13 protein-coding genes are annotated in these 18,056 nt (G+C 54.5%); 8 read left to right on the forward strand and 5 right to left on the reverse strand.

From position 1 onward, the window contains the following. Positions 1–17: 17 nt before the first annotated feature. Both lptG and lptF read right to left on the reverse strand, forming a co-directional pair. Positions 18–1,079 (reverse strand): LPS export ABC transporter permease LptG, encoded by a 1,062-nt coding sequence (gene lptG, locus WEB64_RS17340; RefSeq protein WP_368061090.1) that lies wholly within the window; start codon positions 1,077–1,079, stop codon positions 18–20. Further along, positions 1,072–2,175 carry an LPS export ABC transporter permease LptF gene (gene lptF, locus WEB64_RS17345; RefSeq protein WP_368061089.1) on the reverse strand — a complete coding sequence of 368 codons (1,104 nt, stop codon included), beginning with the start codon at positions 2,173–2,175 and terminating at the stop codon, positions 1,072–1,074. The genes lptG and lptF overlap by 8 nt, the downstream gene beginning before the upstream one ends. 247 nt (positions 2,176–2,422) lie before the next feature. Between lptF and WEB64_RS17350 the strand changes: the two genes are divergently transcribed. The 8 genes from WEB64_RS17350 (at position 2,423) to WEB64_RS17385 (ending at position 14,315) form a co-directional block, all read left to right on the forward strand. Beyond that, the gene (locus WEB64_RS17350) at positions 2,423–3,916 is read left to right on the forward strand and encodes a leucyl aminopeptidase (RefSeq protein ID WP_368061088.1); all 1,494 of its coding nucleotides are present in this window, start codon (positions 2,423–2,425) and stop codon (positions 3,914–3,916) included. Further along, entirely contained in the window at positions 3,903–4,388 is a 486-nt protein-coding gene (locus WEB64_RS17355; protein ID WP_368061087.1) for a DNA polymerase III subunit chi, read from the forward strand. Before WEB64_RS17350 ends, WEB64_RS17355 begins: the two co-directional genes overlap by 14 nt. 243 nt (positions 4,389–4,631) lie before the next feature. Next, the gene (locus WEB64_RS17360) at positions 4,632–6,710 is read left to right on the forward strand and encodes a TonB-dependent siderophore receptor (RefSeq protein WP_368061086.1); all 2,079 of its coding nucleotides are present in this window, start codon (positions 4,632–4,634) and stop codon (positions 6,708–6,710) included. A gap of 431 nt (positions 6,711–7,141) precedes the next feature. Continuing rightward, complete coding sequence (locus tag WEB64_RS17365) at positions 7,142–7,975, forward strand: formate/nitrite transporter family protein (protein ID WP_368061085.1); 834 nt, start codon at positions 7,142–7,144, stop codon at positions 7,973–7,975. Positions 7,976–8,034: 59 nt separating this feature from the next. After that, entirely contained in the window at positions 8,035–9,756 is a 1,722-nt protein-coding gene (locus WEB64_RS17370) for a protein kinase (RefSeq protein WP_368061084.1), read from the forward strand. A 237-nt stretch (positions 9,757–9,993) separates the two neighbouring features. Further along, a complete protein-coding gene (locus WEB64_RS17375; protein WP_368061083.1) occupies positions 9,994–12,846 on the forward strand; it encodes a valine--tRNA ligase in 2,853 nt (950 codons plus the stop codon). Continuing rightward, a complete protein-coding gene (locus WEB64_RS17380; RefSeq protein ID WP_368061082.1) occupies positions 12,846–13,763 on the forward strand; it encodes a ketopantoate reductase family protein in 918 nt (305 codons plus the stop codon). Before WEB64_RS17375 ends, WEB64_RS17380 begins: the two co-directional genes overlap by 1 nt. Before the next feature lie 3 nt (positions 13,764–13,766). Next, positions 13,767–14,315, forward strand: coding sequence for a cob(I)yrinic acid a,c-diamide adenosyltransferase (locus WEB64_RS17385; RefSeq protein WP_368061081.1), 549 nt, complete (start codon positions 13,767–13,769; stop codon positions 14,313–14,315). A gap of 8 nt (positions 14,316–14,323) precedes the next feature. Here the strand turns inward: WEB64_RS17385 and WEB64_RS17390 are convergent, their stop codons facing one another. The 3 genes from WEB64_RS17390 to ampD all read right to left on the reverse strand — a co-directional run bounded on the left by WEB64_RS17390 (position 14,324) and on the right by ampD (position 18,019). Beyond that, entirely contained in the window at positions 14,324–16,354 is a 2,031-nt protein-coding gene (locus WEB64_RS17390) for a methyl-accepting chemotaxis protein (protein WP_368061080.1), read from the reverse strand. A 148-nt stretch (positions 16,355–16,502) separates the two neighbouring features. Further along, positions 16,503–17,393, reverse strand: coding sequence for a regulatory signaling modulator protein AmpE (gene ampE / locus WEB64_RS17395; RefSeq protein ID WP_368061079.1), 891 nt, complete (start codon positions 17,391–17,393; stop codon positions 16,503–16,505). Further along, complete coding sequence (ampD, locus tag WEB64_RS17400) at positions 17,393–18,019, reverse strand: 1,6-anhydro-N-acetylmuramyl-L-alanine amidase AmpD (RefSeq protein WP_368061078.1); 627 nt, start codon at positions 18,017–18,019, stop codon at positions 17,393–17,395. The genes ampE and ampD overlap by 1 nt, the downstream gene beginning before the upstream one ends. Positions 18,020–18,056 lie beyond the last annotated feature (37 nt).

Genomic DNA, 18,056 nt, shown 5'->3' on the forward strand with positions numbered 1-18,056 from the left:
TGTTTGATCGAAGGAGGCTACCCGGCCCGGCGCATCAGCACGAGGCCGACGGCCGCGTTAATGGCAATAGGTACCAGTATTGCAAGTACCGGATTGAAGCCGAATACCACGCTCATAGGGCCAAGCAGGTCCTGCATGTACTTGAATAACAAGCCTACGATCAACCCGGTAAACACCCGGAACCCCATCGTCACTGAACGCAGTGGCCCGAAAATAAAAGAGATCGCCACCAGCACCATAACGCCCGTGCCCAGAGGCATCAGCACCTTCTTCCAGAATGCCAGCCAGTAAGGTGCTGCAGTGAGACCCTGCTCTCCCAAATATGTCGCGTAAGTATACAGACCGTTGATGGAGAGGTTTTCAGGTTTAACAATCAGCACGCTTAAAACCTCGGGGGTAAGGCCAGAGTCCCAGCGCAATCGATCATAACTCTCCTGGGACGTTTCCTGCTTCGACAGTTTTGTCGTGGTGACATCTTCGAGAATCCAGTGGCCATCCTGATACGTCCCTCGCTTGGCGAACGTCGCCGTTGCCATCCAGTGCTCATCGGTAAACTCGAAGAGTGACACGCCATAAAGCGACCCATTCGGCTGCACCGCGTTCAGATGAATAAACGTGTCGCTTTCCCGGTGCCAGATACCCGATGCCGAGGCGATGTTCTGGCCAGCTCCTTGCGCCATCGCCTTCTGGCTTTGGGCCATCCGCTCAAAGGGCGGCGCCACGTACTCTCCAATCAACAAGCCAATAATCACAATTATCAGGGTGGGTTTCATCGCAGACCAAACGATACGCCGAATGGACACCCCTGCTGCGCGAATCACCGTCAGTTCCGATGAGCTCGCCATCGCACCAAGCCCTACCAGGCAGCCCATAAATGCGCCCAGCGGAAGGTAATCGTATATACGTCTTGGCACGGTCATGAATACGTAGCCCAGCGCCTGCAGCATCTGGTAATCGTTCCGGGCGTCATCCAGCTCGGCAATAAAACCGAAAATCAGGTCCAGCGACAACACGACGACCATCACCAGGAACATAGCCCCACCGACAGTACGCATCACATAACGGTCGAGTTTATGCACGGCTCGCGCCCTCCTTTTGCAGCCGTCGCTTGCGCATCCAGGCGGGCCCCAGGTGGAGCCAAATGCCCAACCCAAGAAACAGCGCGTGGACCCAGAGCATGCCCAGCCACTCAGGCACTTTGCCACTTGCAAGCGCATCCCTGGCAACAATCAGCAAACCAAGATAGAGAATGTACAGGAGCATGGCCGGTAATAGATGAAAAAAACGGCCCTGGCGTGGGTTCACCCGACTGAGTCTGACCGCGAGCAGTGTCACAATGGGAACGATCAATGGAAGCGAGAAACGCCAGTGAAGTAAAGCTCTGGCTTCGGGGTCACTGGAGGCCATCAGCTCACGGGTGCTCAGCGCCTCTTCCAGAGTCTTGTCGCTCCCGCCTGAGCCTTCGATGCGCAATCCGTAGGCTTCGAATTCAGTGACCGCGAAATCGAGCTGGCCAGGCACTCCTTGAAACTGATTACCCTCCTCAAGCACCAGGAAACGGCTTCCGGTACTTTCATCAATAAATTGGGAACCGGTGTCAGCAGAGATCAATGTCAGGTTGTCCCCACCCTCGGAGAATTCGGCGATGAACACACCTCTTAACTCCCGCTTATCATCACTCAGCGATTCCGTGTATGTGACCCGACCGCCAGACTCCAGGCTCTGAAAGCGGCCCGGGGCAAGCAATTCAAACTCGGTGGCCTGGCGTTGCTCATTGAAGATGGCTTCCACTTGCTTCATCCCCCAGGGCGAGACATAAAGACTCATAGCGCCAACAATCACCATAACGAGAAGGCTGCCAACCAGAGTTTGTGTGAGTAACTGCCGCTCACTGAAGCCGCAGGCTGACAGCACGGTCATCTCACTCTCAAGGTACATGCGGCCATAGGCGAGCAAAATGCCAATGAAAAAGCCGAGGGGCAGAATTAATTCCAGGAAGCCGGGAAAACGATAAGCCATGATCTGGAACAGTACATCGCCAGCCAACTCACCGGCGGCGGCATCTGCCAGGTACTTTATGAACCGGCCACTCATGAACACCATCAGCAACACGCCGGATACTGCCAGCATACTGATCATCACTTGTCGGGTCAGATAGCGAAAAATAATGCTCAAAGCGGTCTCGGCCTGAAAAACACGATGAATAAAGGGCGAGCGTCCAGTGACAGCCCGGCTGTGTGCTGGCTATTCTATGGAACCTGAATCTCGAATGACAGCGCCTGCCCGTGCTCAAACAGATCAGGCGCTTGATATAGTGAATCTTCACCCTAAGATAGAGCGTAAACCAACGCTTTTTGTGCAGCTTTCAGATGTAAACCCGCGAGTCCCTGGCTTACATTTTTTCTGACCGTCCGGAGATTTTATGAACTTTACTCTCAGCAATAAACCTCTAACCAATGTGAAGGCAGACTGTCTGGTCGTGGCTCTCCCAGACAAGGGCGACTTACCGGAATCCACAAGACTCGCAGATGAGGCGCTGGGCGGGCTGATCAAAAAGCTGCAAAAGAGCGGCGACCTCTTAGGAAAAAATGCCCATACCGTAATGATTCCGACACCCGACCAGCCCTGGGATCGACTCTTGGTAGTCGGTACCGGTTCAGATAAAAGCCGCACAACGGCCACTTTCCACAAAGCGCTGATTGCCATGACCGGTCAGTTGAAAGAGGGCGCAGCAAAGCACGCTCTGGTCGCCCTACACGACACCCCGCTAACCGGCGATGACACGGCGAGCTCTGAGTCAGCAAAACTCAGCCTCATCGGCCGTACTCTGGAAGATCAGCTCTACAGTTTTAACAGTTTCAAAAGTGAAAAACCGGCCAGTCGCAAGCTCAACAAAATTACCGTAACAGCCTCGGCTGCTGGCAAGAGTCAGAAAGATGCCTTTCAGCTTGGCCTTGCCACTGGCCGCGGCATGAACTTCACCAAGGATCTGGGCAATACCCCGCCCAATATCTGCCATCCGATCTGGCTGGCCGAACAGGCGAAGACGCTGGCGAAAAACCATGAGGCGATCAAGACTGAAATACTTGATGAGAAGCAGATGGAAAAGCTCGGCATGAACACCATCCTGGCGGTTGGTAAAGGCAGTACGCAGCCACCTCGTTTCATCATCATGGAATACCGTGGCGGCAAAGCCAAAGACAAACCCCATGTATTGGTTGGTAAGGGCATCACCTTTGATACCGGTGGTATAAGCCTGAAACCCGGTGAAGGCATGGACGAGATGAAGTATGACATGGGCGGGTCTGCCAGCGTTCTGGGCGCCATGCAGGTTATTGCCGAAGTAAAACCTAAAATCAATGTTGTTGCTGTCATTGCTGCAGCGGAAAACATGCCGGATGGAGGCGCCTCGCGCCCGGGCGATATTGTCACCACGATGGCTGGGCTGACCGTTGAAATTCTCAACACGGATGCCGAAGGCCGCCTGGTACTCTGCGATGCCCTGACCTACGTGAAGCGTTACGACCCGGCCTCTGTCGTCGATCTGGCTACCTTGACAGGTGCATGTATTATTGCCCTGGGGCACCATGCCAGCGCTGTATTCAGCAATGACGAAGGTCTGTCAAAGGAGCTTCTGGCAGCGGGCGAACGCGCAGGCGATCGCGCCTGGCCGATGCCGCTTTGGGATGATTACCAGAACCTGCTCGACAGTAATTTTGCCGACATGCAGAACATCGGAGGCCGGGCAGCCGGGTCCATCACTGCGGCTTGCTTCCTGTCACGCTTTGCCAAGGATTACCGCTGGGCCCACCTGGACATCGCGGGCACGGCCTGGAACTCCGGCAAAGCCAAAGGCTCTACCGGTCGGCCTGTGCCATTGCTCGTTGATTACCTGATGTCTCATGTCGGCAAGTAATACTGACGTCAGCGTCGTAAAGGATGCGCGGAACCAGTCTTACTGGTTCCACATCCTTGCTCAGAGCAACGCTGCTGCCCGCAATCTCCACGCGGTCAAACTTGTGACTAAAGCGTGGCAACAGGGTGATCGCGTGTGTATCGTTTGCGATAGCGAGGAGCATGCCGACGAGTTGGATAATCTGCTCTGGAACACAAGTCCGGAGGCGTTCATTCCCCATAGTGTGGTCTCCGAGGCGAACGCACCATGTGTGGAGCCTGTAGGCGTTCTGTTGTATTCGCCAGCGCCCACCGACTGGGACACGGTTATTATGCTCTCAGCCACACTTCCAGCAGAGGCCGGTCAGTTCAAACGGCTGGCACTGATAGCCCATAACGAGACATCAATGCTCGATCAGGCCCGCTCACACTTTAAACAGTTGAGGGCACTGGGTATCGAGCCAAAAGTGCATGACCAGAGGAAAAATCTGTAAGGGTTTATAAATACCTGCCCTTACCCACTGAATTGAAACTGTTTCTCCAAAACCCCGCCTCTTAGCTATCTGACCGGAATCCTCCTCGCGCCTACTCGTCCCTAGAAGCTGCCTCATACCACGGCTCGCCCACAACCTTAATAGTAATGATTTGCGTTTAAATTAATGAATCTTTATTATTCGCGTTAATGATATTGGCGCTTTGCGGCGGTATCGCCCCACCTTCTGCAGTCGAGGATACCCATGCACTTGCAAATATTGCCCTTGAATCGTCTGACCCATGCGATACGCCGCTCGTTACCCTTGGCCCTGTGCGGATTTTCTGCTCTTGCTTTGGCACAGGACGAGGGGCAAGACACTACCATTCTTGATGCACTGGTGGTTTCAGGAACAGCGTTAAAGGTTGCAGCCCCCCTGGTGGAAACACCCCGTACGGCTTCTGTGGTCGAACGTGAAGAACTGGAAGAGCGCAATGTTCAGTCACTGGATGAAGCCTTCCGTTATCGGGCGGGGGTTTTGTCTGGCCTGTACGGTGGCGATAACGACACGGACTGGTTCAAAATCAGGGGGTTCGATCAGTCCACCTATCAGGACGGTTTACGTATCTACCGGGAGGGGTTTTATCAATGGTTGCCGGAACCTTTCGGCCTGGAACGCGTTGAACTGCTGAAAGGTCCAGCGTCCATACTATACGGCGAAGCACCTCCGGGCGGTGTTATTAACGCCATCAGCAAGCGCCCTACTGAAACCAGACAAGGCCTGCTGGAGATCCAGGCGGGCACTAACGATCACCAACAGATTGGCATTGATACGTCGGGCCCGGTCAGTAGCCGCGACGATATTCGCTATCGCCTGGTCGGTCTCTACCGTGGCGGAGACGGCGATCTTGATTACACCGAGAATGAGCGCTACTACATAGCCCCCAGTGTGGAATGGGATATTTCTGATCAGACCCGAATGACCTTTCTGGCCAGTTTTCAAAAAGACGACGCCGTGCCTTTCAACGGTTTCAAATTGCCCTATGGCACCGTGCAGAACACTCCGTTTGGCAAGGTTGACCGGTCTACCAATTACAGCGAACCCGGTTACGACACTAACGAACGCACTCAATCCGCGATTGGTTACTCTCTCAGTCACCAGTTCAACGACACCTGGCGCTTCGAGCAGGATCTGCGTTATAGCCAGCTCGACCTGTTACTGAGAAGCAGCTACATTCTCGCCCAGACAGGGCCAAGGGAAGGCAGCCGGGGTCTTACCTACCGTGACGGGGAAATAAACAGCTGGACCATAGACAACCGGCTGGTCGGTAAGTGGTTCACTAACCGAACAGAAAATACCCTACTTCTCGGGGTGGATTATCAAGACCTTGAGAACAAAGGCGACGAAGCGAATCTGTTCAGCTTTGGCAACGCGCCCATTGATCTTTTTGACCCCCAGTACGGTAATTTCACTCCGGTTGCCCCCAGTGATCTGGTCAGTCGTGATATCACCAAGCAACAAACCGGACTGTATATTCAGGATCAATTGCGACTTGATAACCGCTGGGTGTTTCTGGCCGGAGTGCGCTACGACCGGGCTGAAACCGACAATACCAACCGGGGTTCGAACACCACCGAGCGTTCGGATGACGATCAACTCTCCCTGTCCGGTGGCATCATGTATCTGGGCGCCAACGGCGTTTCGCCCTACATCTCGTACGCTGAATCCTTTCAGCCGATTGCAGGCACCGATAGCAATGGTGAACTTTATGATCCGAGGGAGGGAAAGCAGCTTGAGGCTGGCGTGAAATTTGCGCCCGAAAATCTGGATGGCTACGTCACCACCTCGGTGTACAGAATCGAGGAAGACAATTCGCTAGTGACCTCCCCTGGCGGCTTTCAAGTACAGGAAGGTGAAAGGACCACTGATGGCTTTGAACTTGAGGGCGTAGCCTACCTCACCGATCAGCTAGAGTTGACGGCGGCTTACACATACAGTGATTCCAATACTGAAAACAAGTCCAGCAACGAGGGGGAACAGCGAGCCAGACTGATTCCCCGCCACATGGCCTCCGCCTGGCTGGACTATGTTTTTGAAGGGGTGGCACCAGGCTTGAAAATTGGCGGCGGCGCGCGCTTCGTCGGTGAGACCCGCGACGGCGAAACTGAAGTCCCGTCTTACACAGTTTTTGACCTGATGGCGCAATATGACTTTACTCGCCAATGGCGGGCGCAGCTGAATGTCCACAATCTGGCGGACAAAGAATACGTCGCCAGCTGTGATTATTGGTGCTATTACGGTGAAGCCCGAAGTGTTGTGGGTAGCGTAAGCTATCGCTGGTAACATCAGGATCTATAACCCGCCCGAAGGCGCCAGCCGAGGCGAACCGATATGGGGCATGGGAGCCTTTGCTTTGCGCTTCCGTGCCTCCTGCCAGTGCACACTGCTCCCAATACCTTAAGCTTCTCTTACTTCCACTTTTAGCTTAGCGCTTCAACCTGTTGATAAATATTTACTTCTTTTATCTGAAATCAAAATCGGCATGACTGTTGCAGCCTACCAAGGTGTATTCGGCGAAAGCCCCGGCGGGATACGGTAGCCCACGACAATTTGAGCAGCACCCGGACAGCGGCGTCCACACCCTCCTGAAAACCGGTTTGTGTGAATGGCGCTTTTTTTATCTGGTTGTAACCAGACCAGGTTCAGCTCATCAGCCCGGCACCGACTGCCATCCCAAGGGCCACCAACACTCTACTGATGAAAGAGGTAACAGAATGTCTTACTTGGTTCCTTCAGAGTTCGTTACAAAAATGGTTGATGCGGGTGAATCAAAGATTCACATGTCGACCCGGGATACATTGATACGAGGCTTTATGGCGGGAGCGATCCTGGCTCTGGCAGCCGTTTTTGCCATAACCGTTGCCGTTGAGTCCGGGAGCTTCCTGCTGGGAGCAATACTGTTTCCGGTTGGTTTCTGCATGCTTTACCTGATGGGTTTCGACCTTCTGACGGGTGTTTTCATGCTGACCCCCCTCGCCCTCCTGGATAAGCGTCCCGGAGTGGACGTCCCCGGCATCATGCGCAACTGGGGTCTGGTATTCGTGGGCAACTTCGCCGGCGCCCTTACCGTCGCGTTCATGATGGCTTTCGTGTTCACCTATGGCTTCAATATTGAACCCGGTGCAGTTGCCGAGAAAATTGCCGGTGTCGGTGAAGCTCGCACTCTGGGTTATGCTGAATACGGTGCAGCCGGTTGGGTCACCATTTTCATTCGTGGCATGCTGTGTAACTGGATGGTTTCTCTGGGTGTCGTGGGCGCTATGATCTCCACCACTGTCGGCGGTAAAGTTCTTGCCATGTGGATGCCAATCATGTTGTTCTTCTTCATGGGCTTTGAGCATTCAGTCGTCAACATGTTCCTGTTTCCCTTCGGCATCATTGTGGGCGGCAATTTCTCTGTCATGGACTATTTGGTCTGGAATGAAATTCCCACCGTACTTGGCAACCTCGTGGGCGGCATCGCCTTCACCGGCCTGACTCTTTACACCACCCACCTTCGCACCGGCGCCAAGCGCACTTCAGCACCCGCACAGCGCGTACCCGCCTGATATCAGGAGGAACTCGGCGCCCGCAGCCTATTTGATGGCATGGGCGCCGACACCCAACCATGACGCGACGCTTAGCGGTTTCAATAGGGCAGCATTCTGATAAAGGTCGGAAACCATCGAACCAGGATTTCCACGGCTCCTGTCAGCCCAACGAACCACAACTCAGCCTCAAAGGTATCGCCTTCGCGATGGCCGATGGCATCAGCAGCAGTGATGTCAGCCACATTGCCAGTGAGGCGGCCATACACGGTTTTCTCGATGACTATTTCTGCACCTCAGAGACCTGGTCAGTCCGGAATTCTGTCGAGCGCGTGTTGACCGCCACCAACTCCTGGCTTTACGCCCAAACCCGGAACAGTCCTTACCGCTACGAAAAAGACCGGGGTTACGTCTGCACGCTTAGTGCCCTGATCATCAAAGCCACCACGGCTTACCTTTTCCATGCTGGCGACACCCGCATATACCGCCTGCGGAATAACGGGATGGAACAACTGACCAATGATCATCGCCTGTGGATGTCCGGGGATCAGAGCTATCTCAGCCGAGCGTTGGGGGTGGAACCACTGTTGGAACTTGATCATCAGGCATTACCGGTAAGAATCGGTGATATTTTCATCCTGGCTACCGATGGCGTGTACGAGCATACCGAGACTGGGCACATCACCCGTATGATCAGCGCGTATCCTGCCAATCTGGATATGGCTGCGCGCCTTATTGTCGATCACGCGTATCAGAATGGCAGCGAAGACAACCTCAGCATCCAGATTGTCCGTATTGACGACCTTCCCGACAATAATGATTCCAATGACTTCAACAAGGAACTTGAAGACTTACCTTTCCCGCCCATCCTGGAACCAAGGAACCGGTTTGACGGCTACGCAATATTGCGGGAGGTGCATGCATCCAGCCGCAGTCATATCTACCTGGCTGAGGATGAAGAGACAGGCGCACAGGTTATCCTGAAAACGCCCTCCATCGATCTTCGCGACAACTCCCATTACCTCGAAAGCTTTCTCATGGAGGAATGGATAGCCCGGCGCATCAACAGTGCGCATGTGCTGAAAGCAGGTATGCAAAGCCGGCAACGGCATTATCTGTACACGGTGACAGAGTTCATCGACGGTCAGACGTTGGCCCAATGGATGGTCGACCATCCGAGCCCAAGCCTGGAAGCCGTGCGTGGAATAGTCGAGCAGCTTGCCCGGGGGCTCTACGCTCTGCATCGCATGGAAATACTGCACCAGGATCTGAGGCCCGCGAACATTATGATCGACACCTCAGGTACGGTAAAGATCATCGATTTCGGCTCTGCCAGAGTTGCCGGTATCGGTGAGGCCACCACTTCCGAACAAAACGGTGCTCCCGGTACAGCCCTCTACATGGCCCCGGAATACTTTATGGGGGAACTCGGCACCGCCCGCTCCGACCTGTACTCATTGGGAGTACTGGCCTATCACATGCTTTCGGGACGCTACCCTTACGGCACAGGGGTCGCGAAGACCAGAACCGCAGCTGCCCAGCGCAGGCTGCTCTACCAGACCGTCCTGGATGACGAACGTGAAATCCCTGCGTGGATTGACGAAACCCTCAAAAAAGCTGTTCATCCAAATCCGGACAAGCGCTATCAGGAGTTGTCCGAATTCACCTTTGATCTCCGGCGGCCCAACAAAGCGTTCATCAACAAAACCAGACCACCTCTCATCGAGCGCAACCCAGTCGTCTTCTGGCAAGGGGTGTCCGCCCTCCTTGCCGTTGCCGTGCTAATCCTTTTATTGCGTTAATTTCTTGCCTGGCAAGGTCGGTGAATGGCTGTCGAGGCCGGAGCACTGTACAGCGGCAATCTTTTTCTGGCGCGGGACTTTGCTGATTACCGGTTGAATCGTGATATGACGTTAGGGAGCCTCTGATTAACTCCTGAATCGTCTCTGCGCGGTTCGCCGCAACCGTGACGACCATGTATAATTGCCGCTCTCAAATTACCCCTGTAAACAACACAACCGGCTATCAGCAGAAACCCCATGGAAAAAACCTACCAGCCAGAAAACATTGAGCGCCAGTGGTACGAAAACTGGGAAAAAAAAGGCTACTTCCGCCCGTCAGGTGATGGCGAATCTTTCAGCATCGCCATCCCGCCGCCCAACGTTACCGGCAGCCTGCACATGGGCCATGCTTTCCAGCACACCATCATGGATACACTGACCCGTTTCAAGCGCATGCAGGGCCGCAATACCTTGTGGCAGGTCGGGACCGACCATGCAGGTATTGCTACCCAGATGATGGTCGAGCGTAAACTTGCAGTGGAAGAAGACAAAACTCGACACGATCTTGGTCGGGACGAATTCATCAAGCGCATCTGGCAGTGGAAGGAACAGTCTGGCGGCACCATTACCGGCCAGATACGTCGGCTGGGCAACTCGGTAGATTGGGACCACGAACGTTTCACCATGGATGATGGCTTCTACAAAGCGGTGCAGGAAGTTTTTATCCGGCTCTACGATGAAGGCCTCGTCTACCGAGGCAAGCGCCTGGTGAACTGGGATCCGAAGCTGCACACCGCCATCTCCGATCTGGAAGTGGAAAACAAGGAAGAAAAAGGCCATTTCTGGCACTTGAAATATCCCCTGGCGGGCGGTGCCAAAACCAAAGATGGTAAAGATTATCTGGTCGTTGCCACCACACGCCCGGAAACCATGCTGGGCGATACCGCCGTAGCCGTGCATCCGGACGATGAGCGCTATCAGCACCTGGTTGGCAAAACCGTGTTGTTACCGATAGTGAATCGCGAAATTCCCATTATTGCTGATATCCATGCGGACCCCGAAAAAGGCAGCGGTTGCGTCAAGATTACCCCGGCCCATGACTTCAATGACTACGCCGTGGGTAAGCGCAATAACCTCACCATGATCAATGTGCTGACCCAGGATGCCTGTGTCCGTGACGTTGCCGAAGTATTCAACGCTGATGGCAGCGAAAACCCGGAGGTCAACGCCAGCTTGCCTGCCGCCTACGCTGGCTTGACCCGCGAAGAAGCCCGCAAACTGATTGTCGCCGACATGGAGGCGGAAGGTCTGGTTCAGCAGGTGGAAGACCACCTACTGAATGTGCCCAGGGGCGATCGCTCCGGCCTGATCATCGAGCCGATGCTCACAGATCAGTGGTTCGCCGACGCCAAGACTCTCGCCAAACCCGCTATCGAAGCAGTGGAGGATGGCCGCATCCAGTTTGTACCGAAGCAGTACGAGAACATGTACTTCTCGTGGATGCGGGACATTCAGGACTGGTGCATCTCCCGCCAGCTCTGGTGGGGGCATCGCATTCCGGCCTGGTACGACGTGGACGGCAATATTTACGTCGGCCGCAGCGAACAGGAAGTGCGGGAGAAATACAGTCTGACAGCTAATCTGGCCCTGAAACAGGACGACGATGTACTCGACACCTGGTTCAGCTCCGCACTCTGGACCTTCGGCACCCTGGGCTGGCCGGAGATCACCGAGCGCCTGAAAACCTTCCACCCGACTGATGTGCTGGTCACCGGATTTGACATCATTTTCTTCTGGGTTGCCCGCATGATCATGATGACCATGCATTTCATGAAGAACGAAGACGGTAGCGCGCAAGTGCCCTTCAAGACAGTTTATGTCACCGGCCTGATACGGGATGAGCAAGGTGACAAGATGTCCAAGTCCAAGGGCAACGTCATCGATCCGCTGGACATGATCGATGGCATTGGCCTGGATGACTTGCTGGAAAAGCGCACTGGCAACCTGATGCAGCCAAAACTGGCCGAGAAGATCAGCAAACGCACCCAGAAAGAGTTTCCTAACGGTATCGCCGCCCATGGTACCGACGCCCTGCGCTTCACCCTGGCTGCAATGGCCACTACCGGTCGTGATATCAACTGGGATATGAACCGCCTGGAAGGCTACCGAAATTTCTGCAACAAGCTGTGGAATGCCGCCCGCTACGTGCTGATGAATACCGAAGGCGAGGACTGTGGCGTTAACAATGAGCCCGTTGAGCTTTCACTGGCGGATCGCTGGATCATCAGCGAGCTGCAACAGTGCGAACAGGATGTCATCCGTCATCTCGACCAGTATCGGTTTGATCTCGCCGCCTACGCACTGTATGAATTTATCTGGAATGAGTACTGCGACTGGTACTTGGAACTGTCCAAACCTTCTCTGAATGATGAAAACGCCAGCAATGACGCCAAACGCGGTACCCGCCGCACGCTCGTCCGGGTGCTTGAGGCGGTGCTTCGACTGGCTCATCCGATCATGCCATTCATTACCGAAGAGATCTGGCAGCGGATCGCCCCCTTGGCTGGCAAGCAGGGCGATAGCATCATGCTTCAGCCCTTCCCCAAGCCAGACCTAAGCCGGCAGGATAACAGCGCCAGGGCGGATATCGATTGGGTGAAAGGCGTGATCGTAGCGGTACGCAATATCCGCGGTGAGATGAATATCTCCCCGGCAAAGAAAATCCCGGTGTTACTGCGGGGCGAGCATCAAAACGACCGGCGCAGGATGACGGAAAACCGGCAGTTCCTGAGTTCGCTGGCGAAACTGGACACTATTGACTGGCTGAGTGACGGCGAGGCGCCCATGTCGGCTGCACAGTTGGTGGGCGACACCGAAATATTGGTTCCCATGGCCGGGCTCATCGACAAGCGAGCCGAACTGGCCCGTCTCGACAAGGAACTGGAACGACTCCATAAAGAAATCGGACGCCTGCAAGGCAAGCTCAACAATGAAAAGTTCACCGCCAAAGCGCCAGCCGAGGTGGTAGAGAAAGAAGTGGAAAAACTCCGGGATGCCGAGGGTGGCCTTAAGCGTCTTGGCGACCAGCGGAAATCCATCGAGGCGATGTGATGTCGAAAGGCTGTCTGATACTGGGTGCCGGCTCACTGGGCCGGTTCTGGGCAGCCAGTTTGGCTCCGGGCGTGGCGAACTTTGTACCGCGTCCGGAATCAATGCTCTCTGGCCAATGTGAGTATCTACTCCAGACCTTCCAGGGCTCTTCAGTAACGGTTTCAGTACCCTGGCAACCGCTGCCTGCGCCCTACACGCCATCCGCGCTTTTGGTCACTACCAAAGCAATGCACGCTTTGCCTGCGCTGACGCGCATTGCAGCTTCGCTGCCCGACGCAACGCCTATCGTACTTTTCCAGAACGGCATGGGCAGCCAACAGGCAGTGGCTTCCATGTTTCCGGAGCGGCCCATCCTTGCCGCGACGACAACCGAAGCCGCCAACCGACCACAACCGGATGTCGTCGTGCACGCAGGGCGTGGCGTTACCTGGATTGGCGGTTTGAATGCCACCGGTAAACAGGCGCTGACGCCCGTGGTAGAGCTTTTGAGCCGCAGTCATCTTCAGATCCGGGCGGCCACCGATATCACCTCAGGGCTGTGGCAGAAATTGGTGATCAACGCAGGTATCAACCCATTCACCGCCCTGCTAGATTGTCCGAACGGACAACTTCGTGATCAGACTTTTTTCCTTCGACACATCGATGCCGTGTGCGAGGAGCTTGCCCAGTTAATGAATCATGAAGGTATCCCTGCGGACGCAAAGAACCTGCGTGTGGATATCGAAACAGTTGCGCAGGCAACGGCCAGCAACACCTCATCCATGCGCGCTGATGTGCAAATGGGTCGGCCGACGGAAATTGACTTCATCAACGGCTACGTCGCTCGGCAAAGTGCAGCTCTGAATCTGCCCGCGCCGGTGAACCGTATGCTGACCGAACGGGTACATTCCATCACTAACACTCAGCAACGGGGATAAACCATGGGCAACCGCCTTTCAAAGATTTACACCAAAACCGGAGATGATGGCTCAACCGGTCTGGCCGATGGCAGTCGAATTGCCAAGAACGCCCAGCGCGTGGATGCCATGGGCTCGGCAGATGAACTGAACTGCCAGATCGGTGTGCTAATTGAGTGTCTGAGTAATGATGATGAGATCACGCCGTTGCTAAAGCGTATCCAGCATCACCTTTTTGATCTGGGTGGCGAATTTGCGATTCCCGGCAGTCGTGTCATCAGAGACGAGCATATCGAGTGGCTGGAGCAGACCCTGGACAAGTTCAACGAGTCCCTGCCACCACTGAAAAATTTTATCCTGCCGGGTGGATCACTGGCTGCAGCACACTGCCATATGGCCCGGTCGACTTGCCGTCGTGCCGAACGCGTTGTGGTGGCATTGGGCCATGAGGATTCCATAAATACCGCTGCACGGCATTACCTGAATCGCTTATCGGACCTGCTATTCGTGCTGGCGCGCTGTCTGGCGCGCCGCGAAGGCGCCCAGGAAGTTCTGTGGGAGCAAGGTCAATAGTCGGCTCCTTAGACTCTGAACGCTTCAACAAGTTTCTGTAGCGAAGCGGTCAGATCTGACATCTGACGGGAGGCCTGCAGAGTTTCGTCTGCGTTGCCTGCGGTCTCCTGCCCCAATACGCTGATTTGATCGACGTTGGTATTGACGTTCTTGGCCACGGCAGCCTGCTCTTCGGCGGCCTGGGCAATCTGGTGACTCATATCAACAATGGTAGCGATACCCGCGACGATGCGGTCCAGGGCCTCGCTTACGTCAGAGGATTTCTGGACGGTTGCCTGTGTCACCTCGTGACTGTTATTCATAGCGGTGACGGCATCCTTAACACCGCCCTGCAGACGGGAAATCATGCTTTCAATTTCTTCGGTGGATTTGTGAGTCCGCTGAGAAAGCGAGCGCACTTCATCAGCAACAACTGCAAAGCCTCTGCCCTGCTCTCCCGCCCGAGCAGCTTCAATGGCCGCGTTCAATGCCAGCAGATTTGTCTGCTCAGCAATGGCCTTGATCTCCACCAACACCTGACTGATGCTTCCGCTGTCAGCGCTGACCCGGTTTATAACGTCGACCGCGCCCGTAATTTCAGTGGAGAGCCGATTGATGGTGGCAACCGTTTCAGCGACTACTTCGCGACCCTTATCCGCATCCTGCTCCGCCTGTCCAGCCGAATCAGAGGCGCGATGGGCGCTCTCTGCGACTTCCTGGACCGTATCCACCATCTGGTGCATGGCCTCCGCGATCTGCTTGGTTTCATCCATCTGGCGCGCCACTGCCTCACTGTTTGAGGTTGCGGTCTCATGCACCCGGGTGGCTTGCTGGTCGACATTACCGGTTGTTTGGCCAACGGAACGAATCAGCTCGGCCATCTTTGAGGTCATATTATTGAACTCACCAGTCAACTCACCCAGCTCATCACGGTTATCAAGATTTATCCGAACCGTCATATCGCCTGCAGCCACCTCCCGGGCAGCCTTGCTGAATGAGCTGATCGCAGTACGTACCGACATGAAGAATCCAATGTAGAGATACACGACAATGATCAGTATCGAAATCAGGGCAATGAATATCCATCGGCGCTGACTCAGCTCATCCGCCAAACGGCCATCAAGATTCTCCCCGATGACATCAAAAATAACTTCATTCGTTGCTCGCATATGGTCTATCTGTGAAACCATTTGGTCGTTGTACTCAGACCAGGACATTTCAAGACGCATCGGCGTTATGATGTGTTCATCAAGCATAAGCTGCACGGCTCCAAGACTCTTCGAGACACCTTCAATAGCGTCCATGCCCCGAGAATTAAACGCAGGTGAACCGCTGGCCGCTACCCTTAGGGCTGGTTGCAAAAGCGTATCGAGATTGGTGAGGCCATCGTAGATCTCGTTGGCGGTGTCCCCCAGAGAGTAGCCAAGCTGGCCTTCCAGCAACGCAAACATGCCATAAGAACGCGCCTGGCCTATCATGTTGTAAGCGTTAGGTAAGGTATAGGTCGATAATTCCAACAAAAGCTGGTTTTCCCGGGAAGCGTCCTGGGACAAGCCTGAAATCTGGATCGTGGCGGACAGCAAGGCGCGAACCTTCTGCACAAACTCCTGGTAATACTTGAACTGCGGACCCATGTTTTGCTGGTATATGTCTTCGCTCTTGAGCGTTTCCCAGTCCGCTTGCAGTGACTCAACCTGCGCTTTCCAATGGCCGTTGTTATCGAACATGGCATCCGTTGCGGTAAAGCCCGCCAACACCCGATCGATGTCATCCCGAGCCGTATCCGCCAAGGCCAGAATCTCCGGGTCTTCTTTAAGTTTTCCTGGCGCCCGATAGTCCCGATATCGATAAGCGGCATCAAGCAGGTAGTTGACCCGCTGGAGGCGATCTGTGCCCTCGATGCCCTTGGTAATCGTGGCGACTGAGCGATTGAGTTCACTAACGACAAGGAAAGAGAGAGCCACAATTGGCAATAAAAACAGAATGCTGATCAGGCTGAACTTGTAGAACATCGGCAACCGGTTCATCAGAGTGACAGCTGGACGGATAAGATGGTTCAAGAAAACCCCCAATAAATGCGACAACCGATTTTTTGTGTTTTATACAGTAGTTGTCGGACGCTTCCTTCAAAATTTGAAGGGAAATTAGTATTTATTTGTAATTATCGTGATCCGTTCGAGGATTTTACCGATTCCCAAACTATCGCTTTCACGCAATAAAACCCGCGATCACCAACAGCGCCAGCACGCAAATCCATACCAGCATGCTGCGATTCAGAAGATCACGAATAGCAGAGAAGCTGCGCCCGCCATACTCTGACCACTCATCAGGGTGCAGTTTTTGAAATCGCGAGGGCTCCAGCGCATAGCCGGTCAAAGCGCTGTTGGCCGCATCCATAAGCACCAGAGGAGGAGTCGCGGAGAAATTACTCATACTGCTGCGCCCTGCCCGAAGCCAGCCTGTGAGATCCCCGGCCAGTCCGAACGTAAACGACAGCACCCGAACGGGAAACCATGCAAGTAAGTTGGCAGCTACTCCGAAACCGATACGGGCCGCGGCCTGAGGCCAGTGGTCGCGCAAGGCAATAACCGCCCGCACCAGAAAGGCAACAGCAATACCTCCAACGACGTACCAGAAAATAATCAGAAAATAGCGTTCAAACATCACCACCATAAACCGGGAAGAGACCGACAAATGCAGGTGTTCGGGGGCCGAAGCAGTTCCCCGTTCGGTTGCCGGCAAACTGTCTTTGATATGATGCCACGCCGCTTGCATGTCACCGCGCCGCCACGCCTCTGCATAGACCTCCATACGCAGCCTCCACCCGGGAGCCCCCATAAGAAGTACAAGCAACAGATAATCAACTAGCGAGGCTAAAACTACTAAAGAAAGGGTTCTCAAAATATAATCGAGGGCGAGCAACATCAGCGTGGGAATAATCACAATCACTATTCCGGGCCATACCCGAGCCTCTCGGCCGGAAGGTGCGCTTGCGCCCCAACTGAAACTCTGGCGCCAAATCGATTCGGTATTGAGACGATCGGCACTGTCGAGACTCCGACGGGTCACATAGGCCAGTAACAGTATGAAGAACGGCATCAGAAAACAATCTCGCCATCGCCGGTGCGCTCTGCCATGCCCCGAACAGACAAACACTGTTGATAATATTGCCAATCAAATGCCGGGCCAGGATCCGTTTTCCGGCCCGGTGCGATATCACTGTGACCTGTAACCCGCTGGGGCGTTACGGCAGGCCAGGCCTCCATAATCAGGATGGTCAGGCCCGCAAGTGCATCATATTGAGCCACTGTATAGGGATCATCATCGGTACCCTCCAGTTCGATACCGATTGAGTAATCATTGCACTCCGGGCAACCATCAAAAACAGAGCGGCCAGCATGCCATGCCCTCTCAAGAAAATTCACAAACTGAACACAATGACCATCGCGTCGGACCAGCACATGGGAAGAAACCTGCATTTCGGCAATGGTTTCCAGATATGGATGACCGGATGAATCCAGGCGGTTACAGAAAAAATCTTCAATCTCAGGCCCCCCATATTGGCCGGGCGGCAAGCTTATGTTGTGCACTACCAACAATGAAATTTCCGAACCCGCAGGGCGGGGTCCAAAATTTGGAGACGGGCACCATCTGACCGAGGACAGAAGGCCGGTACGCCGCAAGCTTGCGGCCTGATCAGCAGGGGAACGTTTTGTATGGCTCATCCCCGGGATTGAAGCACATAGGCAGGGAAGTCGCCAG

Origin of the sequence: Marinobacter sp. (assembly GCF_040882185.1) — a bacterium.
Taxonomy (GTDB): domain Bacteria; phylum Pseudomonadota; class Gammaproteobacteria; order Pseudomonadales; family Oleiphilaceae; genus Marinobacter.

Bases quoted from the DNA above. Each gene is read 5' to 3' on its own strand.
- WEB64_RS17350 (WP_368061088.1), top strand. From the start codon at position 2,423: ATGAACTTTACTCTCAGCAATAAACCTCTAACCAATGTGAAGGCAGAC.
- WEB64_RS17355 (WP_368061087.1), top strand. From the start codon at position 3,903: ATGTCGGCAAGTAATACTGACGTCAGCGTCGTAAAGGATGCGCGGAAC.
- WEB64_RS17360 (WP_368061086.1), top strand. From the start codon at position 4,632: ATGCACTTGCAAATATTGCCCTTGAATCGTCTGACCCATGCGATACGC.
- WEB64_RS17365 (WP_368061085.1), top strand. From the start codon at position 7,142: ATGTCTTACTTGGTTCCTTCAGAGTTCGTTACAAAAATGGTTGATGCG.
- WEB64_RS17370 (WP_368061084.1), top strand. From the start codon at position 8,035: ATGACGCGACGCTTAGCGGTTTCAATAGGGCAGCATTCTGATAAAGGT.
- WEB64_RS17375 (WP_368061083.1), top strand. From the start codon at position 9,994: ATGGAAAAAACCTACCAGCCAGAAAACATTGAGCGCCAGTGGTACGAA.
- WEB64_RS17380 (WP_368061082.1), top strand. From the start codon at position 12,846: ATGTCGAAAGGCTGTCTGATACTGGGTGCCGGCTCACTGGGCCGGTTC.
- WEB64_RS17385 (WP_368061081.1), top strand. From the start codon at position 13,767: ATGGGCAACCGCCTTTCAAAGATTTACACCAAAACCGGAGATGATGGC.
- ampE (WP_368061079.1), bottom strand. From the start codon at position 17,393: ATGCCGTTCTTCATACTGTTACTGGCCTATGTGACCCGTCGGAGTCTC.
- ampD (WP_368061078.1), bottom strand. From the start codon at position 18,019: ATGAGCCATACAAAACGTTCCCCTGCTGATCAGGCCGCAAGCTTGCGG.